This is a genomic window from Brevundimonas sp. UBA5866 (genome assembly GCF_002432125.1).
GTDB lineage: Bacteria > Pseudomonadota > Alphaproteobacteria > Caulobacterales > Caulobacteraceae > Brevundimonas.
The window spans coordinates 56,756-75,426 of record NZ_DJFS01000078.1 but is presented as its reverse complement, the minus strand read 5'-3'; the positions used below and the strand labels follow the sequence as shown (position 1 = coordinate 75,426).

The 18,671-nt window shown below is 63.2% G+C and carries 14 protein-coding genes and 1 pseudogene; 11 read left to right on the top strand and 4 right to left on the bottom strand.

Translation table 11 applies throughout. The features are described from left to right. A pseudogene (locus B3H86_RS10235) lies at positions 1-706 on the bottom strand (ATP-dependent DNA helicase RecG); the annotation flags it as partial. Between the two features lie 101 nt (positions 707-807). Here B3H86_RS10235 and B3H86_RS10230 point away from each other — a divergent pair. Together B3H86_RS10230 and mfd are read left to right on the top strand one after the other, a co-directional pair. Next, a complete protein-coding gene (locus tag B3H86_RS10230; RefSeq protein ID WP_292053530.1) occupies positions 808-1,137 on the top strand; it encodes a succinate dehydrogenase assembly factor 2 in 330 nt (109 codons plus the stop codon). Further along, entirely contained in the window at positions 1,137-4,589 is a 3,453-nt protein-coding gene (gene mfd, locus B3H86_RS10225; RefSeq protein WP_292053528.1) for a transcription-repair coupling factor, read from the top strand. The genes B3H86_RS10230 and mfd overlap by 1 nt, the downstream gene beginning before the upstream one ends. Before the next feature lie 67 nt (positions 4,590-4,656). Here mfd and B3H86_RS10220 read toward each other — a convergent pair whose 3' ends face one another. Beyond that, positions 4,657-6,942 (bottom strand): fused MFS/spermidine synthase, encoded by a 2,286-nt coding sequence (locus B3H86_RS10220; RefSeq protein WP_292053527.1) that lies wholly within the window; start codon positions 6,940-6,942, stop codon positions 4,657-4,659. Positions 6,943-7,026: 84 nt separating this feature from the next. Here B3H86_RS10220 and B3H86_RS10215 point away from each other — a divergent pair, with 84 nt between their 5' ends. Both B3H86_RS10215 and B3H86_RS10210 read left to right on the top strand, forming a co-directional pair. Beyond that, on the top strand, positions 7,027-7,521 hold the full coding sequence (locus B3H86_RS10215; RefSeq protein WP_292053526.1) for a CinA family protein: 495 nt from the start codon (positions 7,027-7,029) through the stop codon (positions 7,519-7,521). After that, complete coding sequence (locus B3H86_RS10210) at positions 7,518-7,760, top strand: sulfurtransferase TusA family protein (RefSeq protein WP_292053524.1); 243 nt, start codon at positions 7,518-7,520, stop codon at positions 7,758-7,760. Before B3H86_RS10215 ends, B3H86_RS10210 begins: the two co-directional genes overlap by 4 nt. Here the strand turns inward: B3H86_RS10210 and B3H86_RS10205 are convergent. Next, the gene (locus B3H86_RS10205) at positions 7,726-8,577 is read right to left on the bottom strand and encodes a YihY/virulence factor BrkB family protein (RefSeq protein ID WP_292053532.1); all 852 of its coding nucleotides are present in this window, start codon (positions 8,575-8,577) and stop codon (positions 7,726-7,728) included. The two genes, B3H86_RS10210 and B3H86_RS10205, sit on opposite strands and share 35 nt — an antisense overlap. 351 nt (positions 8,578-8,928) lie before the next feature. Between B3H86_RS10205 and B3H86_RS10200 the strand changes: the two genes are divergently transcribed. Next, complete coding sequence (locus tag B3H86_RS10200) at positions 8,929-10,215, top strand: GGDEF domain-containing protein (RefSeq protein WP_292053523.1); 1,287 nt, start codon at positions 8,929-8,931, stop codon at positions 10,213-10,215. Here B3H86_RS10200 and B3H86_RS10195 read toward each other — a convergent pair. Continuing rightward, positions 10,212-11,363: a bifunctional 2-C-methyl-D-erythritol 4-phosphate cytidylyltransferase/2-C-methyl-D-erythritol 2,4-cyclodiphosphate synthase gene (locus tag B3H86_RS10195; protein ID WP_292053521.1), complete on the bottom strand. Its 1,152-nt coding sequence runs from the start codon at positions 11,361-11,363 to the stop codon at positions 10,212-10,214. The genes B3H86_RS10200 and B3H86_RS10195 overlap by 4 nt on opposite strands. Before the next feature lie 65 nt (positions 11,364-11,428). Here B3H86_RS10195 and dusB point away from each other — a divergent pair, with 65 nt between their 5' ends. From dusB to hflX, 6 genes are all read left to right on the top strand, one after another. Continuing rightward, positions 11,429-12,418, top strand: coding sequence for a tRNA dihydrouridine synthase DusB (gene dusB / locus B3H86_RS10190; protein ID WP_292053519.1), 990 nt, complete (start codon positions 11,429-11,431; stop codon positions 12,416-12,418). A 131-nt stretch (positions 12,419-12,549) separates the two neighbouring features. Next, positions 12,550-14,748 carry a sensor histidine kinase NtrY-like gene (locus B3H86_RS10185; RefSeq protein ID WP_292053518.1) on the top strand — a complete coding sequence of 733 codons (2,199 nt, stop codon included), beginning with the start codon at positions 12,550-12,552 and terminating at the stop codon, positions 14,746-14,748. Continuing rightward, positions 14,738-16,144 (top strand): sigma-54-dependent transcriptional regulator, encoded by a 1,407-nt coding sequence (locus B3H86_RS10180; protein WP_292053517.1) that lies wholly within the window; start codon positions 14,738-14,740, stop codon positions 16,142-16,144. The genes B3H86_RS10185 and B3H86_RS10180 overlap by 11 nt, the downstream gene beginning before the upstream one ends. Beyond that, positions 16,144-17,004, top strand: a complete 861-nt coding sequence (gene dat, locus B3H86_RS10175; RefSeq protein WP_292053515.1) for a D-amino-acid transaminase — start codon at positions 16,144-16,146, stop codon at positions 17,002-17,004. The genes B3H86_RS10180 and dat overlap by 1 nt, the downstream gene beginning before the upstream one ends. A 106-nt stretch (positions 17,005-17,110) precedes the next feature. After that, complete coding sequence (hfq, locus tag B3H86_RS10170) at positions 17,111-17,356, top strand: RNA chaperone Hfq (RefSeq protein WP_292053513.1); 246 nt, start codon at positions 17,111-17,113, stop codon at positions 17,354-17,356. After that, complete coding sequence (gene hflX, locus B3H86_RS10165; RefSeq protein WP_292053511.1) at positions 17,357-18,670, top strand: GTPase HflX; 1,314 nt, start codon at positions 17,357-17,359, stop codon at positions 18,668-18,670. Position 18,671: the final 1 nt, after the last annotated feature.

Here is an 18,671-nt window from a genome sequence, read left to right as displayed (position 1 = left end):
TGCGGCGGGCCAGCGCGATCTGGTGCGCCAGAAGCTCGTCATAGGCCAGACGCGCGCGGGCAGGGGCCTCGGGCAGCAGGTCGGCCTCGTTCTGCGGTGTATGGACGGCCTGGAGCGCGGACTGCCAGTCGGGCCATTTGCGCTGCTGTATCCATGCGGCATCCTGCCATTCCTCCAGTGCGGGCGCGAGGGCGACAGACGCCATGCACAGTTTGCGGAGCTGGCGCGAGGTCAGCCCTTGCGTCGCCGGATAGGTCGGCTCGGCGGTGGGGATTTCGTCGGCCTTTTCGGGCGGCAGGATGTAGTCGGGGTGCGAGATCTGCACCTCGTTGTTGAACTTCTCGACCTTTCCGGTGACCAGACGGGCCGAGCCCGCAGGGGCCAGCCCTTCGATATGGCGCGGCGATCCGGCGAACCAGATCATATGCATAAAGCCCGTAGCGTCATAGGCCCGCACCTTGATCGGCGCGCCGTGGCGGTGGGGCATGATCAGGCGGTCGATGGTGACCTCGAATATCCCGATCTCGCCCTCCACGGCCTCGGCGGCGGTGGTACGGCGGCGCTGGATCACGCCTGTGGGGGGATAGAAGGCCAGATCGCGCACAGTCGGCCCTGCCAGTTTCTGGATCAGGGGTGCCATGCGCGGGCCGACGCCCTTCAGGGTCGTGACGTCCGCAAACAGGGGAAAGAGAATCTCTGGCCGCATCACAATCACCATAGCCCGACCAAGAGAACTGGCGAAGCGGTCTCGGGGGCGCTATCTGACAGGCCAAGTTTCAAAGTGCGCCTCATAGGCAAGGATATAGCGTGTCTGACCTGACCTTCCGTCCCGAGAGTGAAAAGAACGAAACGAACCGTCAGGTGCGTCTGGGCCGGATCGCTTACCGCGCGTGGCGCCGTGGCTTCCGCGAGGCCGACATGGTGCTTGGCCCGTTCGCCGACCAGGTCGCGCCGACGCTGGACGATGCGGAACTGGCCATCTTCGAGGACCTGCTCGATGTCGAGGACCAGTATCTTTACGGCTGGATCATTGAACGCGAGCCGACCCCGCCGGAGCACCAGGGTCCGGTGATGGACAAGATCCGCGCCTTCATGCGCGAGCACGTTTCGGCTGAAGTGTTCAAGGGTATCGGTTAATGGCCAAGGCCGGACTGGAGCGTATAGACGCGACGCTGAGTGGCGCGCCGGAGGGGCTGGATGCCCTGATCGTCGCCGAAAAGGTGAAGGCCGCGGGCGGTGCCGCCCTGATGGTCGCACGCGATTTCCAACGGTCCGGCAATTTCATTCAGGCCTTCAAATTCTATGCTAAAGGTATTGAAGTCCTTGAATATCCTTCGTGGGACTGCCTGCCGTATGACCGCCTGAGCCCGACGGCGTCTATCTCGGCACAGCGGATGGCGACCCTGACGCGGCTGGCCACGCGCGACCCGAACGATCCCACGCCCCTGCTGGTTGTGGCGACGGTCGCGGCGGCGGCGCAGCGGGTGCCGCCGCGCCATGCGGTGACCGTGGGCGGCTTCGACGCCAAGGTGGGGCAGGACCTCGATACCGATGCGTTGGAAGCCTATGTGACGGCAAACGGCTACCGCCGCGCCTCCACGGTTCACGAGCGCGGCGAATATGCGATCCGTGGCGGTGTGGTGGATGTCTTCCCGCCCGGTTTCGACGAGCCGGTCCGTCTGGACATGTTCGGCACAGAGCTGGAATCGATCCGCGCCTTCGACCCCGAGACCCAGCGCACGACGCGCCAGCTGAAGTCGATCTCGCTGTCGCCCGTGTCGGAAATCCTGATCGACCGCGACACCATTTCGCGTTTCCGTACGGGATACCTGAACCTGTTCGGCGCGCCGGGCGACGAGCCGATGTATGCCGCCGTCAGCGAGGGCGCGCGGCGGCAGGGCGTCGAGCATTGGTTGCCGCTGTTCTACGACCACCTCGACACGCTGTTCGATTACTTCCCCGACGACGCTCCGGTATTTCTTGATCATCTGGTCGAGGAAGCGCGTGTAGAGCGTTGGAACCTAACGGAAGATGCTTATGAGGCGCGCCGCGAGGCGGCAAAGTCCAAGGGCGGGCAGGCCTATCGTTCGGTGGCCCCGCAACTGCTGTATCTTGATGCCGAGGCATGGAATGGCGCACTGGCGGGCCGTGCGGTCCGACGCTTGAATCCGCTGTCCACCGGATCGGGCGAGGACGCGGGCGGGCGATTGGGGCGCAGCTTCTCGGCGGAACGCGCGCAGGACAGCGTGAACCTGTTCGCGGCCGTGGCCAAACACGCCGAAACCATGATGGGCGAGCGCAAGCGCGTCCTGTTCGCCTCGTGGTCGGAAGGCTCTGCCGAACGTCTGGCGGCCATGCTGGGCGACCACGGCCTGTCGCACGTGCTTCAGGTGCGCGATTGGCAGGATGTGCAGGCCGCGCCGGATGGCATCTATCTGCGGGCGGTGCTGCCGATCGACCACGGCTTCGTCACCGACACGCTGGCGGTCATTTCCGAGAGCGACATTCTGGGCGACCGACTGGCGCGGCCCAAGCGCAAGCGCCGTGCGTCTAACTTCCTCGCCGAGGCGTCGGCACTTACTGCGGGCGATCTGGTGGTCCACCTCGACCACGGTATCGGTCGCTATGAGGGATTGCGGACCCTGAGCATTCAGGACGCACCGCACGACTGTCTTGAGCTCTTGTATGCGGGTGATAGCAAACTCTATCTACCCGTTGAAAATATTGACCTTCTTACCCGCTATGGCACCGATGCCGAGGGTGTCCAGCTGGACCGTCTTGGCGGTGCCGGATGGCAGGCGCGCAAGGCCAAGGCGAAAGAGCGTCTGAAGGCTATGGCCGAGGGGCTTATCGCTCTGGCGGCCAAGCGTGCGCTCAAGGTCGGTGACGCCATCACCCCGCCTGCGGGCCTGTTCGACGAGTTCTGCGCCCGCTTCCCGTATGAGGAAACGGACGACCAGCTGAACGCCATCGGCGATGTGCTGGAGGACCTCGGCAAGGGTACGCCGATGGACCGCCTGATCTGCGGCGACGTGGGCTTCGGCAAGACCGAGGTGGCGCTGCGGGCCGCCTTTGTCGTGGCCATGAGCGGCCAGCAGGTGGCGATCGTCTGCCCGACGACGCTTCTGGCGCGCCAGCATTTCAAGACCTTCTCCGAGCGTTTCGCGGGCTGGCCCGTCACCGTGCGGCACCTGTCGCGCATGGTCACGGCCAAACAGGCCGCCGAGACGCGCGCGGGCCTGAAGGACGGCACGGTCGAGATCGTGGTCGGCACCCATGCGGTTCTGGCCGAACAGGTCGGGTTCAAGAACCTCGGCCTGGTGATCGTGGACGAGGAGCAGCACTTTGGCGTCAAGCACAAGGAGAAGCTGAAGTCCCTGCGGGCAGACGTTCACCTGCTGACGCTGACGGCGACGCCCATCCCGCGCACACTTCAGATGGCGCTGTCGGGCATCCGCGAGATGTCGATCATCGCCACCCCGCCTGTCGATCGTCTGGCGGTTCGGACCTATGTCACGCCGTGGGATCCGGTTCTGGTGCGCGAGGCCCTGCTGCGCGAGAAGTATCGCGGCGGTCAGGCCTATTATGTCGCGCCGCGCCTGAAGGACCTGCCGGACATCGAGAAATTCCTGCGCGAGCAGGTGCCCGAGATTAAATTCGTCGTCGGTCACGGCCAGATGACGCCGACCCAGTTGGAGGAGGTGATGAGTGCCTTCTACGACGGGGAATATGATGTGCTGGTCTCGACCACCATTGTGGAAAGCGGCATCGATATCCCGACCGCCAACACGCTGGTTGTGCACCGCGCCGACATGTTCGGTCTGGCCCAGCTGCACCAGATCAGGGGCCGTATCGGGCGTTCGAAAGCGCGGGCTTTTGCTTATCTGACCACCGATCCGAAGAAGCCGCTCAGCCTGTCGTCGGAGCGCCGTCTGCAGGTCCTGCAATCGCTGGACAATCTGGGGGCCGGTTTCCAGCTGGCCAGCCACGATCTGGACCAGCGCGGGGGCGGAAATCTGCTGGGCGACGAACAGTCGGGCCACATCCGCGAAGTGGGCGTGGAGCTGTATCAGCAGATGCTGGAAGACGCGGTCGCGGAACTGCGCGAAGCGGGCGAACAGGTCGCGGATCGTGGCTGGTCCCCGTCGATAAATGTCGGTGCTTCGGTATTGATTCCAGAGACTTACATCCCTGACCTGAACCTGCGTCTCAGCTTGTATCGCCGTTTGTCGGACGCCGAAAGGATGGAAGATCGCGAGGCGATGGCCGCCGAACTGATCGACCGTTTCGGCCCGCTGCCGGAAGAGGCGCAGCAGCTTCTGCGGATCGTCGGCATCAAGGCGAACTGCCGTCAGGCCTGTATCGAAAAGATCGATGTCGGGCCCAAGGGCGCGGTCCTGACGCTTCGCAACAACGTCTTCCCGAACCCGATGGGACTGGTCGGACGGATCCAGAAGAACCACCTGACCTGGAAGATTAGGCCAGACCAGAAGATCGTGGTGAAGGGCGAATGGCCCACGCCGGAAGACCGCCTGAAGGTGGCCGAACGCATCACTGCCGATCTGGCCCGCGTGGCCAGCGCCGGATAAAACAAAGGCCCCTGCACCGGATGACAGTGCAGGGGCCTTTTTTGTAAGCCGAACGGTATCGGGGGCTTTATTCCCTCATGTCCCGAATGAGGGCTCCGAACAGATCGACATAGTCATCCGTCCACGGTTTGACCTTGCCGTAATCGGACTTCGTCCAGCGTCCATCGGCCTTGAAATCGGCCAGTGCGGCTTCATTGCGGGCGATGATCAATGCCTCGGTAGAGGCTTCGGAGAAGTCAGCCGTATCCGACGGTTTGGCATAGGCCTGATGCAGATAGGGCATGCCTAGCGCATCGGCCGCTGCCATTGCCGGACTGACGATATCCAGGTGGCGGTTGGACAGGTGAAGCACCACAACACCCTTGTCGCTGACTTTGCGCAGATACATGGCGATGGCTTCCTGCGTCAGCAGGTGTGAGGGCACCGCGTCGGACGAGAAGGCGTCGATCAGCAGATAGTCGTACTGTCCGTCGGCCTGCTTGTCCAAGGTCAGGCGTGCATCGCCCATGATGGTATCCACCGGGCCCTTGGCGCAGTGCGAGATGAATTTGTACAGCTCGGGATTGCGCGCCATCCGGTCAACGGCGGGGTCGATTTCATAATAGGTCATGGTATCGCCCGCCCGCTTGTAACTGGCCATCGCGCCGCTGCCCAAGCCGACGATACCGAACTTGGCGCTGGGGCCACGATCATGGATAAGGGTCGCCGATTGGCCGATAGGCGTTGTGCGGGCGTAATAGAGGGTGGCCATGCAACGCAGGTCGGGATGCTGGGCCTGTGCGCCATGCAGCGTCGTGCCATGCAGCAGCACATGGACGTCGCCGCCGAAATCCATATCCACGCCACGCCCGATACGCATGACACCGAAGAAGCTGCGGTCCGTATAGATGTAGTTGTAGCTACGCGAGGCGTACATTCCCGAGAAGGTCATCAGGGCAACCAGTGCCGTGAAGACCAGCACACGATCGCGGATCAGGAAGGCACAGATGCCCGCAACCAGGATCATCATCTGGGCGGTGAAGGTGAGGCCGAAACTGGTAGAGAAAAACTCTTTGACGCTATCGTTGTAGCGCATGATCTCGAACAGGACCGGCAGGAAGGCGGCGACAGAGAAGCCGCCGATAGCCAGCAGGATCTGCTTTTGTGTCCAGTCGGACCTGTCGGGCGTGCGGGCCAGACAGGCCAGGACCAGCACGATCGGATATTCAATGACGGTCTTGAAGATGACCGGCGCAAGCAGGGCGGTGAAGGCACCGCCGATCACGCCGCCCACCGAAATCAGCAGGTAGAACTCTGTCAATCTGTCGGGGGCCGGACGACGCGCGGCCAGTTGCTGATGGCAGAGCAGGGTCGTCAAGAAAAATGCCAGCAGGTGCGCACAGGCCAGAAAGACGATGTTGCCAAGACCCTTTCCGAGGAAGGTCATGATCAGAACCACCGCCGCGGCATGCAACAGCAGGGTCACCGGCAGCGGTATCCACGGCTTGTTCTGGAAGGCGATGACGAAGGTCAGCAGATAGAGCGCCAGCGGGACCACCCAGAGGAAGGGGGCAGAGGCCACATCTGTAGACAGGTGGGCCGTGACACCCAGCATCAGGCTGGAAGGTATGGCGGCAAGGGCCACCAGTACCAGTTTACGTTTCCAGGCGATGGGTTCCGAACGGCCCTGGTCTTGTGCCGTCCGGTTTGCGGCGGTGTCACGGTGTGTCCACATCCGTGCGAGCAGGCACAGAACCAGAGTGACGAAAACGCCATAGCCCACGGTCCATCCCAGCCTTTGGGCCGACAGCGTTGCCAGCGGCTCGATCAGGATCGGGTATGAAAGCAGGGCCAGAAAGCTGCCGAGGTTTGAGGCGGCATAAAGCACATAGGGATTTTTCCCCATCGGCGTACCGGCCTGCACACGCGCGAACCAGGCTTGAAGCAAGGGGGCCGTAGCCGACAGAACGGCGAAGGGGGCACCGATGGAGATCACCAGCGTGCCCAGAAGCCATGCCACAGGCATGCTGGTGTCGGGCTCGCCCAGCATGCCGTTTATCTGCAGCGGAAGGAAAAGGCAGGCGACCAACAAAAGGGCGACATGAATGATGGCCTGCATCCGAAGGGTCGGTACGCGTTGCAGCAGGTGGGCATAAAGATAGCCGGCAAGCAGTGCCGTCTGGAAAAACACCATCGCCGTGTTCCACACAGCGGGCGATCCGCCCAGCAAGGGCAGGATCAGCTTCGTCACCATAGGCTGGACGACGAACACCAAACTGGCGGATGTAAAGATGGCGACGGCGAACAGTGCCGGTGTTAGAAGCTGAATCGACGGACTTTTATGCGCATCGTTGTCGAGGCTGCTATCGGTCACGTTGTTCCCTTTCGGATTTCCCCCTGCGCACACGTGCGCTGTCCTGAATTCCGTAAGGTTCGGATGGTTAAGGAGTCGATAGCAATGTTTTCCGAGTGGATTTGTGATCTGGCACAGGCGGTACTGGCCAAGGCCGGTGAGGCAGGCGTGATGGTCGCAACGGCGGAAAGCTGCACGGGTGGACTGGTGGCGGCGTCGCTGACGGAAATCGCCGGTTCTTCCAGCGTCGTGGATCGTGGCTTCGTGACCTATTCCAACGCCGCCAAGATGGCGATGCTGGGCGTGCCCGAGCAGACCCTGGCCGATCACGGCGCGGTATCCGAGGAGACGGCGCGGGCGATGGCCAGCGGAGCGGTTGCGAACTCAGACGCCTCGGTGGCTGTGGCGATCACGGGCATTGCCGGGCCCGGTGGTGGCTCAGATCAAAAGCCGGTCGGTCTGGTGCATTTCGCCGCTGCCCGCGCGGATGGCCGCGTACTGCATCTGGAATGCCGCTTTGGCGATATGGGCCGTGAAAAGGTCCGTGAAGCGGCCCTGGAACAGGCGCTGAGGCTTCTGGCCCAAGCATTGGACGCATGAACGAACCGGTTGTCATCGACGCGCGGGGGCACCGCTGCCCCGTGCCAAGCCTGAAGCTGCGCAAGGCAATGGAGGCCTATGGGGCAGGGCAGCGCATGACCTTGCTGGCGACGGACCCGATGGCCCGCATCGACGTGCCGTTTCTGATGCAGGAAACGGGCGGCAGGGTCGTCGAGGTCGTCGAGGAGGCGGGCGTGCTGCGCCTTACGGTCGAGACTGGCGGCGCTCTGCCAGGCTGATCACGCGGTCATTGGCAACGGTGGGCTCTTGCCCGTCCGTGATGTCCTGAGGGTCATTCTTCCACGACAGTTCAAGCTCGGTCGCCAGTGCGCCGCCATAGAATATGGCATTGACGTTCCACGACAGCCAGATCAACAGAACCACAACGGCACCGACAGAGCCGTAGGTCGCGCCGAGGTGGACGATCTGTTCCACATAAATGGCGCACATCCACGAGAACAGGCCCGACATGGCGGTAGCGAAAAAGCCGCCGACGATTGCCGCGGGCCACATGACGCGGGTGCGGTGGCTCATGGCATAGCGGTAGAGCATGGTCAGGCCCAGCCACAGACCTGCCGAGGTCCAGAGGTTGTCGAAGGGCACCATAATGCGGCTGACAGGCTCGGTGGCATAGGCATGCTCGATCAGCCGCCATGTGACGACTGCGCCGGAGACGACCGTGAACAGAAAGAACGCGGCCAGAGCGACCAGGAAGGCCAGCAGGTTGAACTTGAAGAAGCCGTGGGGCTCTTTCTCGTCGTGGATGAGGTTCAGACCGGCCAGCAGGGCCTTGAAACCCCGGTGCGCGGCATAGCCGCCGATGGCCAGGGCGATGGCGCTCTGGGTCGAGATGGCACGGAACGAACCTTCGGACAGGCGTTCGACCTCGGCCAGGAACAGGGCGCGCGCGGCAGTCGGCACGGTCTCGGCCATAGCGGCCACCTGTTCGCTCACATTACCGATCGAGAGCACGGCCTTGTAAAAACCGATCAGGATGGCGATGGCGGGAAACATGGCCAGCAGGGCGAAGAAGGTGACCCCGCCCGTATAAAGCATCACGTCCCGGCCCCAGGACCGTGCGAAGGCGCGCCCGCAGAGCCGAATGCAACCGACGGGTGAAAATTGGCGCAGAAGGTTGGCGAAACGGCCCGCGCCAATGTGTTCAGCCCCGGCCGACGTCTCGTTTCTGTTTTGCAGCATCGGGTCGCAATAAAGCCTTTCCGTGCCTAGGGAAACCCGCCGAAAGTTTGCGCAATGGATTTTACAGTCCAGCTTGACGGAGTATTAGTCTAACCTTGGCAATAATGGCCATCCAAGCCTTGGCCCCTGACCGACGGGGGCTGACCAACCAGTCAGGTCTCAATAAGTATGCAAGCCGGTCATCTCGCCGAGATCTCTGTTCGAGTTATGCTGGTAGCATCGCGGCGCGCCCGCTTTTCCGGCTTGCAGAGCGGGCTCGAGAGCGCGGGGTGCGACACGCTTTGGGTGGCCGATGCGGATCAGGCGGTCATGGCGCTGGAAACCCGCGCCTTTGATGTGGCTGTGATCGATCTGGACGAGCCGGGCATCGCCGTGCAACTGGTACGCATCCGGGCTGTGACGCCGGACCGCTATCTGCCGGTCATGGGCGTGGGGCATTCGGACCTGGTCTGTGTGGATCTGCGGATGACCGAAGTGCCCCATCCGACGCAGGCCCTTGTCCGGCTGGAACACCTCATGCGCGCCGCTGTCGCCGAGGAAGAGTTCCTTCTGCGCTGCCAAACGTTTGCGGATCATGATGCAACCCTGCGCCGCGTAGAGACGGACAGCCAGCCGGTGACGGTTCTGGCGATCGGCTCGGCAGACGAGCGTTTTCTGGCCCTCAGCAATATGCTGGCCGCGCACGGCGTAGAGGTGGTTGCGGCCCCCACGCCCTATACGGCCTTCGATTATCTGCACGAGCGCGCCTTCGACGCGGCCATCCTGTGGGGTGGAGAAAACCGGGCGGTGGCCATGTCGATCGCTTCAGGCATGAAGCGAAACACGCGTCTGTATCACATCCCGCTGATCCTCTATCTGCGGGAAGGGGACGAGGTGAACCTGAACGACCTGTATCTGCGCGGTTTCGCCGATGTGGTGGAAACAGATGTCAGCGAGGCGGATACCGCGGAACGCGTGCTGGCACTGGCGCATAATTACCGCCGCCGTGTCTCTATCCGCCGTGCGCTGGACAGCGTTCGCGTCTCGCATCTGACAGACGGTGTAACGGGGCTGTTTCTGGCCGAGCCGTTCGCTTCGCACCTGGGCCGTGTCTATGCGGCCAGCGCCCGCCGCCGTCGGACACTGGCGCTCTGTGTGCTGAGGGTGGCCAAGTCCGAAGCCCTGTCGGCCATCAACCGTGCCGGGTGGGTGGATCGTGCCCTGCCACAGGTGGGGGCCATGATCTCGCGTCTGGTGCGGGTCGAGGATACGGCGGCCAGTCTGTCGCCCGACAGTTTTGCCATCATGATGCCCGCAACCTCAGGTCGGGCCGCCCGTCTGGCTGCGGAGCGTATCGCTGCCGTGATCGCCTGTACGGCGTTTGAAGCGGGTGAAGACCGTTCGCCCTTCGTATTCGACTTTGACATCGGCGTGGCCGAAATGACCGAAGGTGAAGGCCCGATCCAATTGCTGGAACGGGCTATCTCCGACGCGCGTCAGTCCGAAGCCGCTTAGGCCGGCATTTCGATAGAGCAGACGGCCTGAGCGGCCAGACCTTCGTTGCGGCCCGTGAAGCCGAGGCCCTCGGTGGTGGTGGCCTTGACGCTGACGGCACCCAGATCAAGACCGAGGATGTCGGCGATGCGCTGGCGCATGGTGGCGCGGTGCGGCTTGATCTTGGGGCGCTCGGCAATCAGCGTCACGTCCACATTGATGATGACGCCGCCCTTGGCCTTGGCCAGCTCATAGGCGTGGGCGAGGAAGGCATCGGACGATGCGCCCTTCCATCGGTCATCCGTGGGGGGGAAGTGGTCGCCGATGTCGCCCTCGGCAATCGCGCCCAGAATGGCGTCGGTCAGGGCGTGTAGGCCCGCATCGGCATCGGAATGACCGAGCAGGGTATGCGTGTGCGGCACCTGAACGCCGCACAGCCATGTGCCCGAGCCATCGCCCTCGACCCAGCGGTGAACGTCATAGCCCATGCCCACGCGGGTGACGCGGTGGGCGTTGTCGGGGATCAGGCGTTCAGCCATGGCGAAGTCCTCGGGGTAGGTCAGTTTGAACAGATCGGCCTCTCCGGCCACCAGCCGCACGCGGCCACCGTGGGCGGCGACGACAGACGCCTCGTCCGTCGGGGCATCGGGGCCTTTCCATGCGGCATAGGCGGCACGGATGGTGGAGGGGCGGAAGGCTTGGGGCGTCTGGGCGCGGTAAAGGTTTTCGCGGTCCACCACTTCGCCCATCAGCTTGTCGGCATCGCCGCGACGAAGGCTGTCCGCGACTGGCAGGGCGGGCAGAGCCCCTTCGGCATCGGCCAGCGCGTCCAGCAGAGCGTGTATGGTGTGCGCCTTCAGGAAGGGGCGGGCGGCATCGTGGATCAGGACAGGGCGGTCATCTTCAAGCGCGGCAAGGCCCGCCTGAACGGAATCGGCGCGCGTGGCACCGCCCGTCACCGACACCCAGCCCTCAAGGCCGGACAGCGCCTCTTGTGCGCGGGCTTCGGCCCCTTCGGCCAGCACCAGAACCAGCGGATTTGCTCCTGCCGCCAGCAGGCTTTCCGCCGACCAGCGGAGGAGCGGCTTGCCGCCGACGGTGCGCCATTGCTTGTCCCCGCCCGCGCGGGAACCCGATCCGGCAGCGACGATGATCGCAGAGAAGGTCATGTGTCGCCTTCTAAGCGCCCGTTTCATGGTTGACGAGGGGGTATGGTTTCGGTGCTAAGAGCGGCATGAGTTCAGGAATCCAAATCGGGGACGTTCACATCCCCGGAAAAGTGCTGATGGCACCGATGACGGGGATCACCGATCTGCCGTTCCGTGTGCTCGCCTCGCGTCTGGGTGCCAGCTATGTGGCGACCGAGATGGTGGCGGCGGCCGAACTGGCCCGCGCACGCCCGGATGTGGTGCGCCGTGCCGCCGTTGGCGCGGGTCTTCCGCTGACGGTGATCCAGCTGGTGGGCGGCGATCCCGAGAAGATGGCCCACGGTGCCAAGATGGCCGAGGCCGCCGGTGCCGACATCATCGACCTGAACTTCGGCTGTCCGGCCAAGGAAGTGACGGGGGCGGCCTGTGGCTCGGCCCTGATGCGGACGCCCGATCTGGCGTGCCGTCTGATGGAGGCGGCGGTCAACGCCGTCAGCCGTCCGGTGACGGTGAAGATGCGTCTGGGCTGGGCCGAGAACAGCCTGAACGCTGCCGATCTGGCCAAGAAGGCCGAGGAGATCGGCGTAAAGGCCGTGACCGTGCATGGCCGCACCCGCAAGCAATTCTATACCGGCGTGGCCGACTGGGACGCCGTGGCCGAGGTCAAGCAGGCTGTCTCCATTCCGGTGGTGGTCAACGGCGACATCATCACCGCCGAACAGGCCCGCGAGGCGCTGGACAAATCCGGTGCCGATGCCCTGATGCTGGGGCGCGGTGTCTATGGCCGTCCGTGGCTGGCGTCGCATCTGGAGCGGGCCCTTCAGGACGGGACCCAACTGGCCGAGCCGGACCGCGAGGAACGATTCGCCATTGTCATCGAGCACATGCGTGCCTCGGCAGAGTTCTATAAGCTGCCGCTGGGCCTCAAAATGTTCCGCAAGCATCTGGGCTGGTACATCGAGCAGGCACCGTGGCCGCAAGATGCGCAGGAACGCCGTCAGGCCAAAGCCAGACTTTGCCGTTTGGACAGTCCGGACGAGGTCGAGGAGGCTCTCCGTGAACTTTGGCTGGGTTAAGTGGCGCAATAACGCAACAATGCTGTTGAACTATTGCCACAGTTAGTCGAAGCTGCACTTTGATGATTGAACCGCGCGTGCATCAGAACGAGAGCCCGTCGACAGAACGCCCTGCGAGGAGCCGTTTCTGGATGGACCGTCCTCGCGCGGTGTTCGGCGTGGGCTATGCCCTGGCCTTTATCGTTACCGCACTGGCCATCTGGATCGTTGCTGTTGCGCCGGGTTCGGCGGGCGACGGCCGTACGACCGCGATCCGGATCATCCTCTATATTCTGTCAGCGAACCTGGTGCTCATCGGTCTGCTGGCCGCGGTGGTGGGCCGTCAGGTCCTTACGCTGGTCAGGGGCAGGCACGAGGCCGGCTCGCGTCTGCACCTGCGGTTCGTGGTGCTGTTTTCGTTCGTGTCGGTACTTCCGGCCATTCTGATCGCCCTGGTATTCGGGGTGCTGGTCAACCGTGGTGTGGACCAGTGGTTCAGCGAGAATGTCAGCTCCTCGGTTCAGAACGGCGCGGCCATTGGTCAGGCCTATGTGGCCGATGTCGGTGCCGGTCTGGAACGTGATCTGGAAACCATAACGATCGAACTGGGCAGTGTACGGTCCATGTTTGACAACCGTATCCAGTTCAGTCGAGCCCTGACACAGATCGGGGCCTTCTTCGGCTATCCGGCGCTTTATATCCTGAACGACAAGGGCGAGGTGCTGGCCAGCGGCCTGCAACCCAATGCGCCGCCCTATGTCGCACCGCCACCCGAAGCCTTCGCCACTTTGGCCGAGGGCGAGCAGGTGCCCGCGACGGCGACCGAAAACCCGGACAGCATCCGCGCGCTGTACCCTCTGCCGGATTACGACGACGCCTATCTGTATGTGGTACGGCCACTGGCCCCCGGTCTGATCCAGCGGATGCGTACGGGCGAGGAATCCATTCTGGCCTATCGTCAGGCCGAACAGAGCCGTGCCCAGATCCAGGCCGCCTTCGCCCTGGCCTATCTTGAGACGGCGCTGCTTATTCTGGTTGGCGCTGTGTGGCTGGCCATGTCGGCAGCGAACGCTATCTCGCGCCCTATAGGTCAGTTGATCGATGCGGCGGAAAAAGTTTCTGCAGGCGATCTTGAGGCCAGGGTGGATGCATCCGGCGCACCCGCCGAAATGGCTGTCCTTTCCGAAGCCTTCAACCGGATGACCTACGACATCCAGAGCCAGCAGGTGGCGCTGCGTTCGGCCAGTGTCGAGGCGCAGACCCGTTCGCGCTTCATCGAAACCGTGCTGTCGGGCGTGAGTGCGGGCGTGATCGGTCTGGACCGCTATGGCCGTATCTCGGCTATCAATGACAGCGCGCGCGAACTTCTGGCGATTGTGCAGGACGATGTGCAGGGCCAGCGTCTGGGCGAGGTTTCGCCTGAGTTGAGCGAACTGTCCGAGCGCGGCGAGGCCCATATCGAAGAGGACATCGACGTCACCCGTGACGGCGAGACCCGCCGTCTGCGCGTCCGTATCGAAGGCGGGCAGGGTGGCGAGATGGTCCTGACCTTCGACGACATCACCCGTCTGGTCACGGCCCAGCGCAATGCCGCATGGCGCGATGTGGCCCGCCGTATCGCCCACGAGATCAAGAACCCGCTGACGCCGATCCAGCTGTCGGCGGAGCGCCTGCGCCGCCGTTACCGCGACAAGGTCGAGGACGATGTCGAGGTGTTCGACCGCTGTACCGAGACCATCATCCGTCAGGTCGGTGACATTGGCCGCATGGTGGACGAGTTCTCGTCCTTCGCCCGTATGCCCGCGCCGCGCTTCACCGAGGAGCGTGCCGACGAGATGCTGCGCGAGGCGGTGTTCGCCCAGCGCGTGGCGGCAGCCGATATCGGGGTGGAGCTGGCCGAGCCCGTGCCGGAACTGGTGCTGGACTGCGATGGTCGCATGGTGCGCCAAGCCCTGATCAATATACTCAAGAACGCTGGCGAGGCCGTATCGGCCCGCAAGGCTTCCGGAGCCGAAACCGCCGTGCCGGGCATCGCCGCCCGACTGGATGTTTCAAGCGGATGGGCCCGTTTCATCATCGAGGATGATGGTATCGGCCTGCCCGAAAAGGATCGCGACCGTTTGACCGAGCCCTATGTCACCACCCGCGAAAAGGGGACCGGACTGGGGCTGGCCATTGTGAAGCGTATTTGCGAGGACCACGGAGGGGAATTGCGTCTGGGTGATGCGGAGGGCCTGTCCGGCGCCCGTGTCACTCTGGTTTTCCCCCTTCGACAGAGTATGAAATCTGCCCAAAAGCCATCTTCGATGGAAGCGGGCGGTGATATCAAGCGAGAGGCCCATGAAGACTAACGGCGCCGACATTCTTGTCGTTGATGACGAGAGCGATATCCGCGAACTGGTTTCCGGTCTGCTGGAGGACGAGGGTCACCACGTCCGCACCGCGTCCAATGCCGAGGAGGCACTGGCGGCGGTAAAGGCGCGCAAGCCGTCGCTGGCTGTGCTCGATATCTGGATGCAGGGCGGGGGCATGGATGGCCTCGAACTGCTGGACGTGATCAAGGGGCTGGATGAAGACCTGCCGGTGGTCATGATCTCGGGCCACGGCAATATCGAAACCGCCGTCAGCGCGCTGAAGCGCGGTGCCTATGACTTCATCGAAAAGCCGTTCAAGTCGGACCGTCTTGTCGTGGTGATCGACCGCGCCTTGGAGGCGGCGGCTCTGAAGCGAGAGAACCGCCGTCTGCGCGCACAGGCCATGACGCCCACGGGCCTGATCGGCAAGTCGGTCGCCGCACAGAATCTGCGCAACACCATTTCCAAGGTGGCACCGGCCAACAGCCGCGTGCTCATTTCCGGCCCGCCCGGTTCCGGCAAGGAACTGGTCGCGCGCCAGATCCACGAGAACAGCCCCCGCGCCAAGGGCGAGTTCGTGGTGATCTCGGCTGCGGGCATGACGCCGGAACGCCTCGATGTCGAACTGTTCGGCGAGGAAGGCTCGGATGGCCGTCCCGCCAAGATTGGCGTGTTTGAACGCGCCCACAACGGCACCCTCTATCTGGACGACGTGGCCGACATGCCGCGCGAGAGCCAGAGCCGCGTCCTGCGCGTTCTGGTGGACCAACGCTTCCGCCGCGTGGGTGGCGAACATGACGTTCAGGTGGACGTACGCGTCATCACCTCGACCGCCAAGGACCTCAAGGTCGAGATCGCCGAGGGCCGTTTCCGCGAGGACCTGTTCCACCGTCTGAACGTGGTGCCGATCCGCGTCCCGCCGCTGTCGGAGCGCCGCGAGGATATCGCCGAACTGGTCGAATATTTCGTGGACACCCTGTCGTCGTCCCAAGGACTGCCGCGTCGCCAGCTGGGCGAGGATGCGATTGCCGTGCTGCAGGTCCATCCGTGGCCGGGCAACGTCCGCCAGCTTCGCAACAATATCGAGCGTCTGCTGATCCTCGCCACGGGTGACCCGTCCGAACCGATCACCGCAGACATGCTTCCGCAGGAAGTGGCGTCGAACAACTCCAGCAGCTTTGGCAATGAGCGCATTATTGCGCTTCCGCTGCGCGAGGCCCGCGAGGTGTTCGAGCGCGACTATCTGGCAGCGCAGATCATGCGCTTTGGCGGCAATATCTCGCGCACCGCGGCCTTCATCGGAATGGAACGCTCTGCGCTGCACAGAAAACTTAAATCGCTGGGCGTTTCGCCGTCCCGCGGTGGTGATGATCAAGAAGGAGAGGGCGCCTGATGTCGAGGGTCGCCTACGTAAACGGTACCTACCGTCCGCATTCGCAAGCTGTCGTCCATATCGAGGACCGTGGCTTCCAGTTCGCCGATGGCGTCTATGAAGTGTGGTCGGTGTTCGACGGCAAGCTGGCCGACTATCCCGGTCACATGGAACGTCTGGGGCGCAGCCTGACCGAGCTGCGTATCGAAATTCCTATGACGGCACAGGCGCTGGGCGTCGTGCTGCGCGAAACCATCCGCCGCAACAAGGTCCGCAACGGTATCGTCTATCTGCAGATCACCCGTGGCACCGCCCCGCGTGACCACGCCTTCCCCAAGGGCGTGGCCCCCAGCGTGATCGTGACGTCCAAGTCCATCGACCTGCACAAGGGCGAGAAGAACGCCGAAAAGGGCGTTGCCGGCATCACCCACCCCGACATCCGTTGGGGCCGTTGCGACATCAAGACCGTCGGTCTGCTGCCGAACGCACTGGCCAAGCAGGCCGCGCGCGAAAAGGGTGCCTATGAGGCCATCCTGTTCGACGAAATGGGCATGGTCACCGAAGGCTCTTCGACCAATGCGTGGATCGTCGACGAGAACGGCAAGCTTCGCACCCGCGACACCCAGGCCAACATCCTGCGCGGCATTACCCGCGCTGCCATCATGAAGCTGGTGAAGGAAGAGGGCATCGAACTGGACGAGCGCCCGTTCTCGGTCGAGGAAGCCAAGAAGGCCAAGGAACTGTTCGTGACGGCGGCTTCCAGCTTCGTCATGCCGATCGTTTCGCTGGACGGCGAGAAGATCGGCGACGGCAAGCCCGGCCCGATCGCGACCCGTTTGCGCTCGGTTTATCTTGAACAAGCCATTCGCGACGCCATTTAAGTCATTGCGACCTTAGGTCGTGCGCGTCTAAGCTGTGACACGGGTCGCTAAAGACCTGTGTCCAGCCTTCGGACGCCAGAATAACCAAGAACAGGAACAACCTGCCATGTCGCAAGACAAACGCCAGAACCTTCAGGACACCTTCCTTAACAGTGTCCGCAAAACCAAGACCCCGCTGACCATCTTCCTCGTGAATGGTGTGAAGCTGCAGGGCATTGTGACCTGGTTCGACAACTTTTGTGTGCTTCTGCGTCGCGATGGCCAGTCGCAACTGGTTTATAAACACGCCATCTCGACCATTATGCCTGCCGGTCCGGTGCAGACGTTCGAGCCCGAGACTGAAGAAGAGTGATTGTCCTCTAAACTCGTAGACCACACCGTCCCGCTTATTCGGGCGGCCGTAATCCACCCCGACAGGGGTTCTGAAAATTCGCGTCATGCAGCCGATCGTCTTGAAGAGGCGGTCGGTCTTGCGCGTGCGCTTGATCTTGATGTGCGTGCGGAGGAGATCGTGCGGCTGCGCGGGGTCACGCCTGCGACCTTATTCGGTTCGGGCAAGGTCGAGGAACTGGCGGCCCTGTTCCGCGCCGCCGAGGCCGAGGCCGTGGTCGTTGATGACCAGCTGACGCCCGTTCAGCAACGCAACCTTGAAAAGGCTTGGGAGGTGAAGGTCATCGACCGCACCGGCCTGATCCTTGAAATCTTTGGCCGCCGTGCGCGGACCAAGGAAGGCCGCCTTCAGGTCGAACTGGCGCGTCTGGAATATGAGCGCTCGCGTCTTGTTCGCACATGGACCCACCTTGAGCGCCAGCGCGGTGGCACCGGATCGACCGGCGGTCCGGGTGAAACCCAGATCGAAATCGACCGCCGCCTGATCGCCGACAAGATCGTCAAGCTGAAAGGCGAACTGGAAGAGGTGCGCCGTACCCGTGGCCTGCACCGCAAGGCGCGCAAGCGCGTGCCTTTCCCTGCGGTCGCGCTGGTGGGCTATACCAACGCGGGCAAATCCACCCTGTTCAACCGTATGACCGGCTCGGAGGTTTTCGCCAAGGACCTGCTGTTCGCGACGCTGGATACCACACAGCGCACGATCAAGCTGCCGCAGGGCCGCCCCGCCATCATCGCCGACACCGTGGGCTTTATCTCGGACCTGCCGCACGAACTGGTGGAAAGCTTCCGCGCAACGCTGGAAGAGGTGGGCGAGGCCGACCTGATCCTGCACGTGCGCGATATCGCTTCGCCCGACAGCGAGGCGCAGCGCAAGGACGTCGAGGAAGTTCTCAGCCAGATTCCCACGCCCGAGGGCCGCACCCGCCGCGTGCTGGAGGTCTGGAACAAGATCGACCTGCTGGACGAGGATGTGCGCGAGAGCGTGCTGGGTCAGGCCGAGCGTCTCGCCGCCCAAGGCGAGGCCGTGGCTGTCTCGGCATGGACCGGCGAGAACATCGAGGCTCTGCGTGAAACCATCGCCAGCCTGATCGATGATGACCCCGAAAGCGTCATCCTTATTCCGGCTTCGCGCGGTGATGTTCTGGCATGGCTTTATGAAAATGGCCGTGTGACCGAACGTTACACCGAAGAGGACGGCACCATCCGCGTGACCGTTCGTTTGCACCCTGCGGCCCTTGGCCGTTTCGAACGCTCCTATCCCGACATCCTGAGTTAAG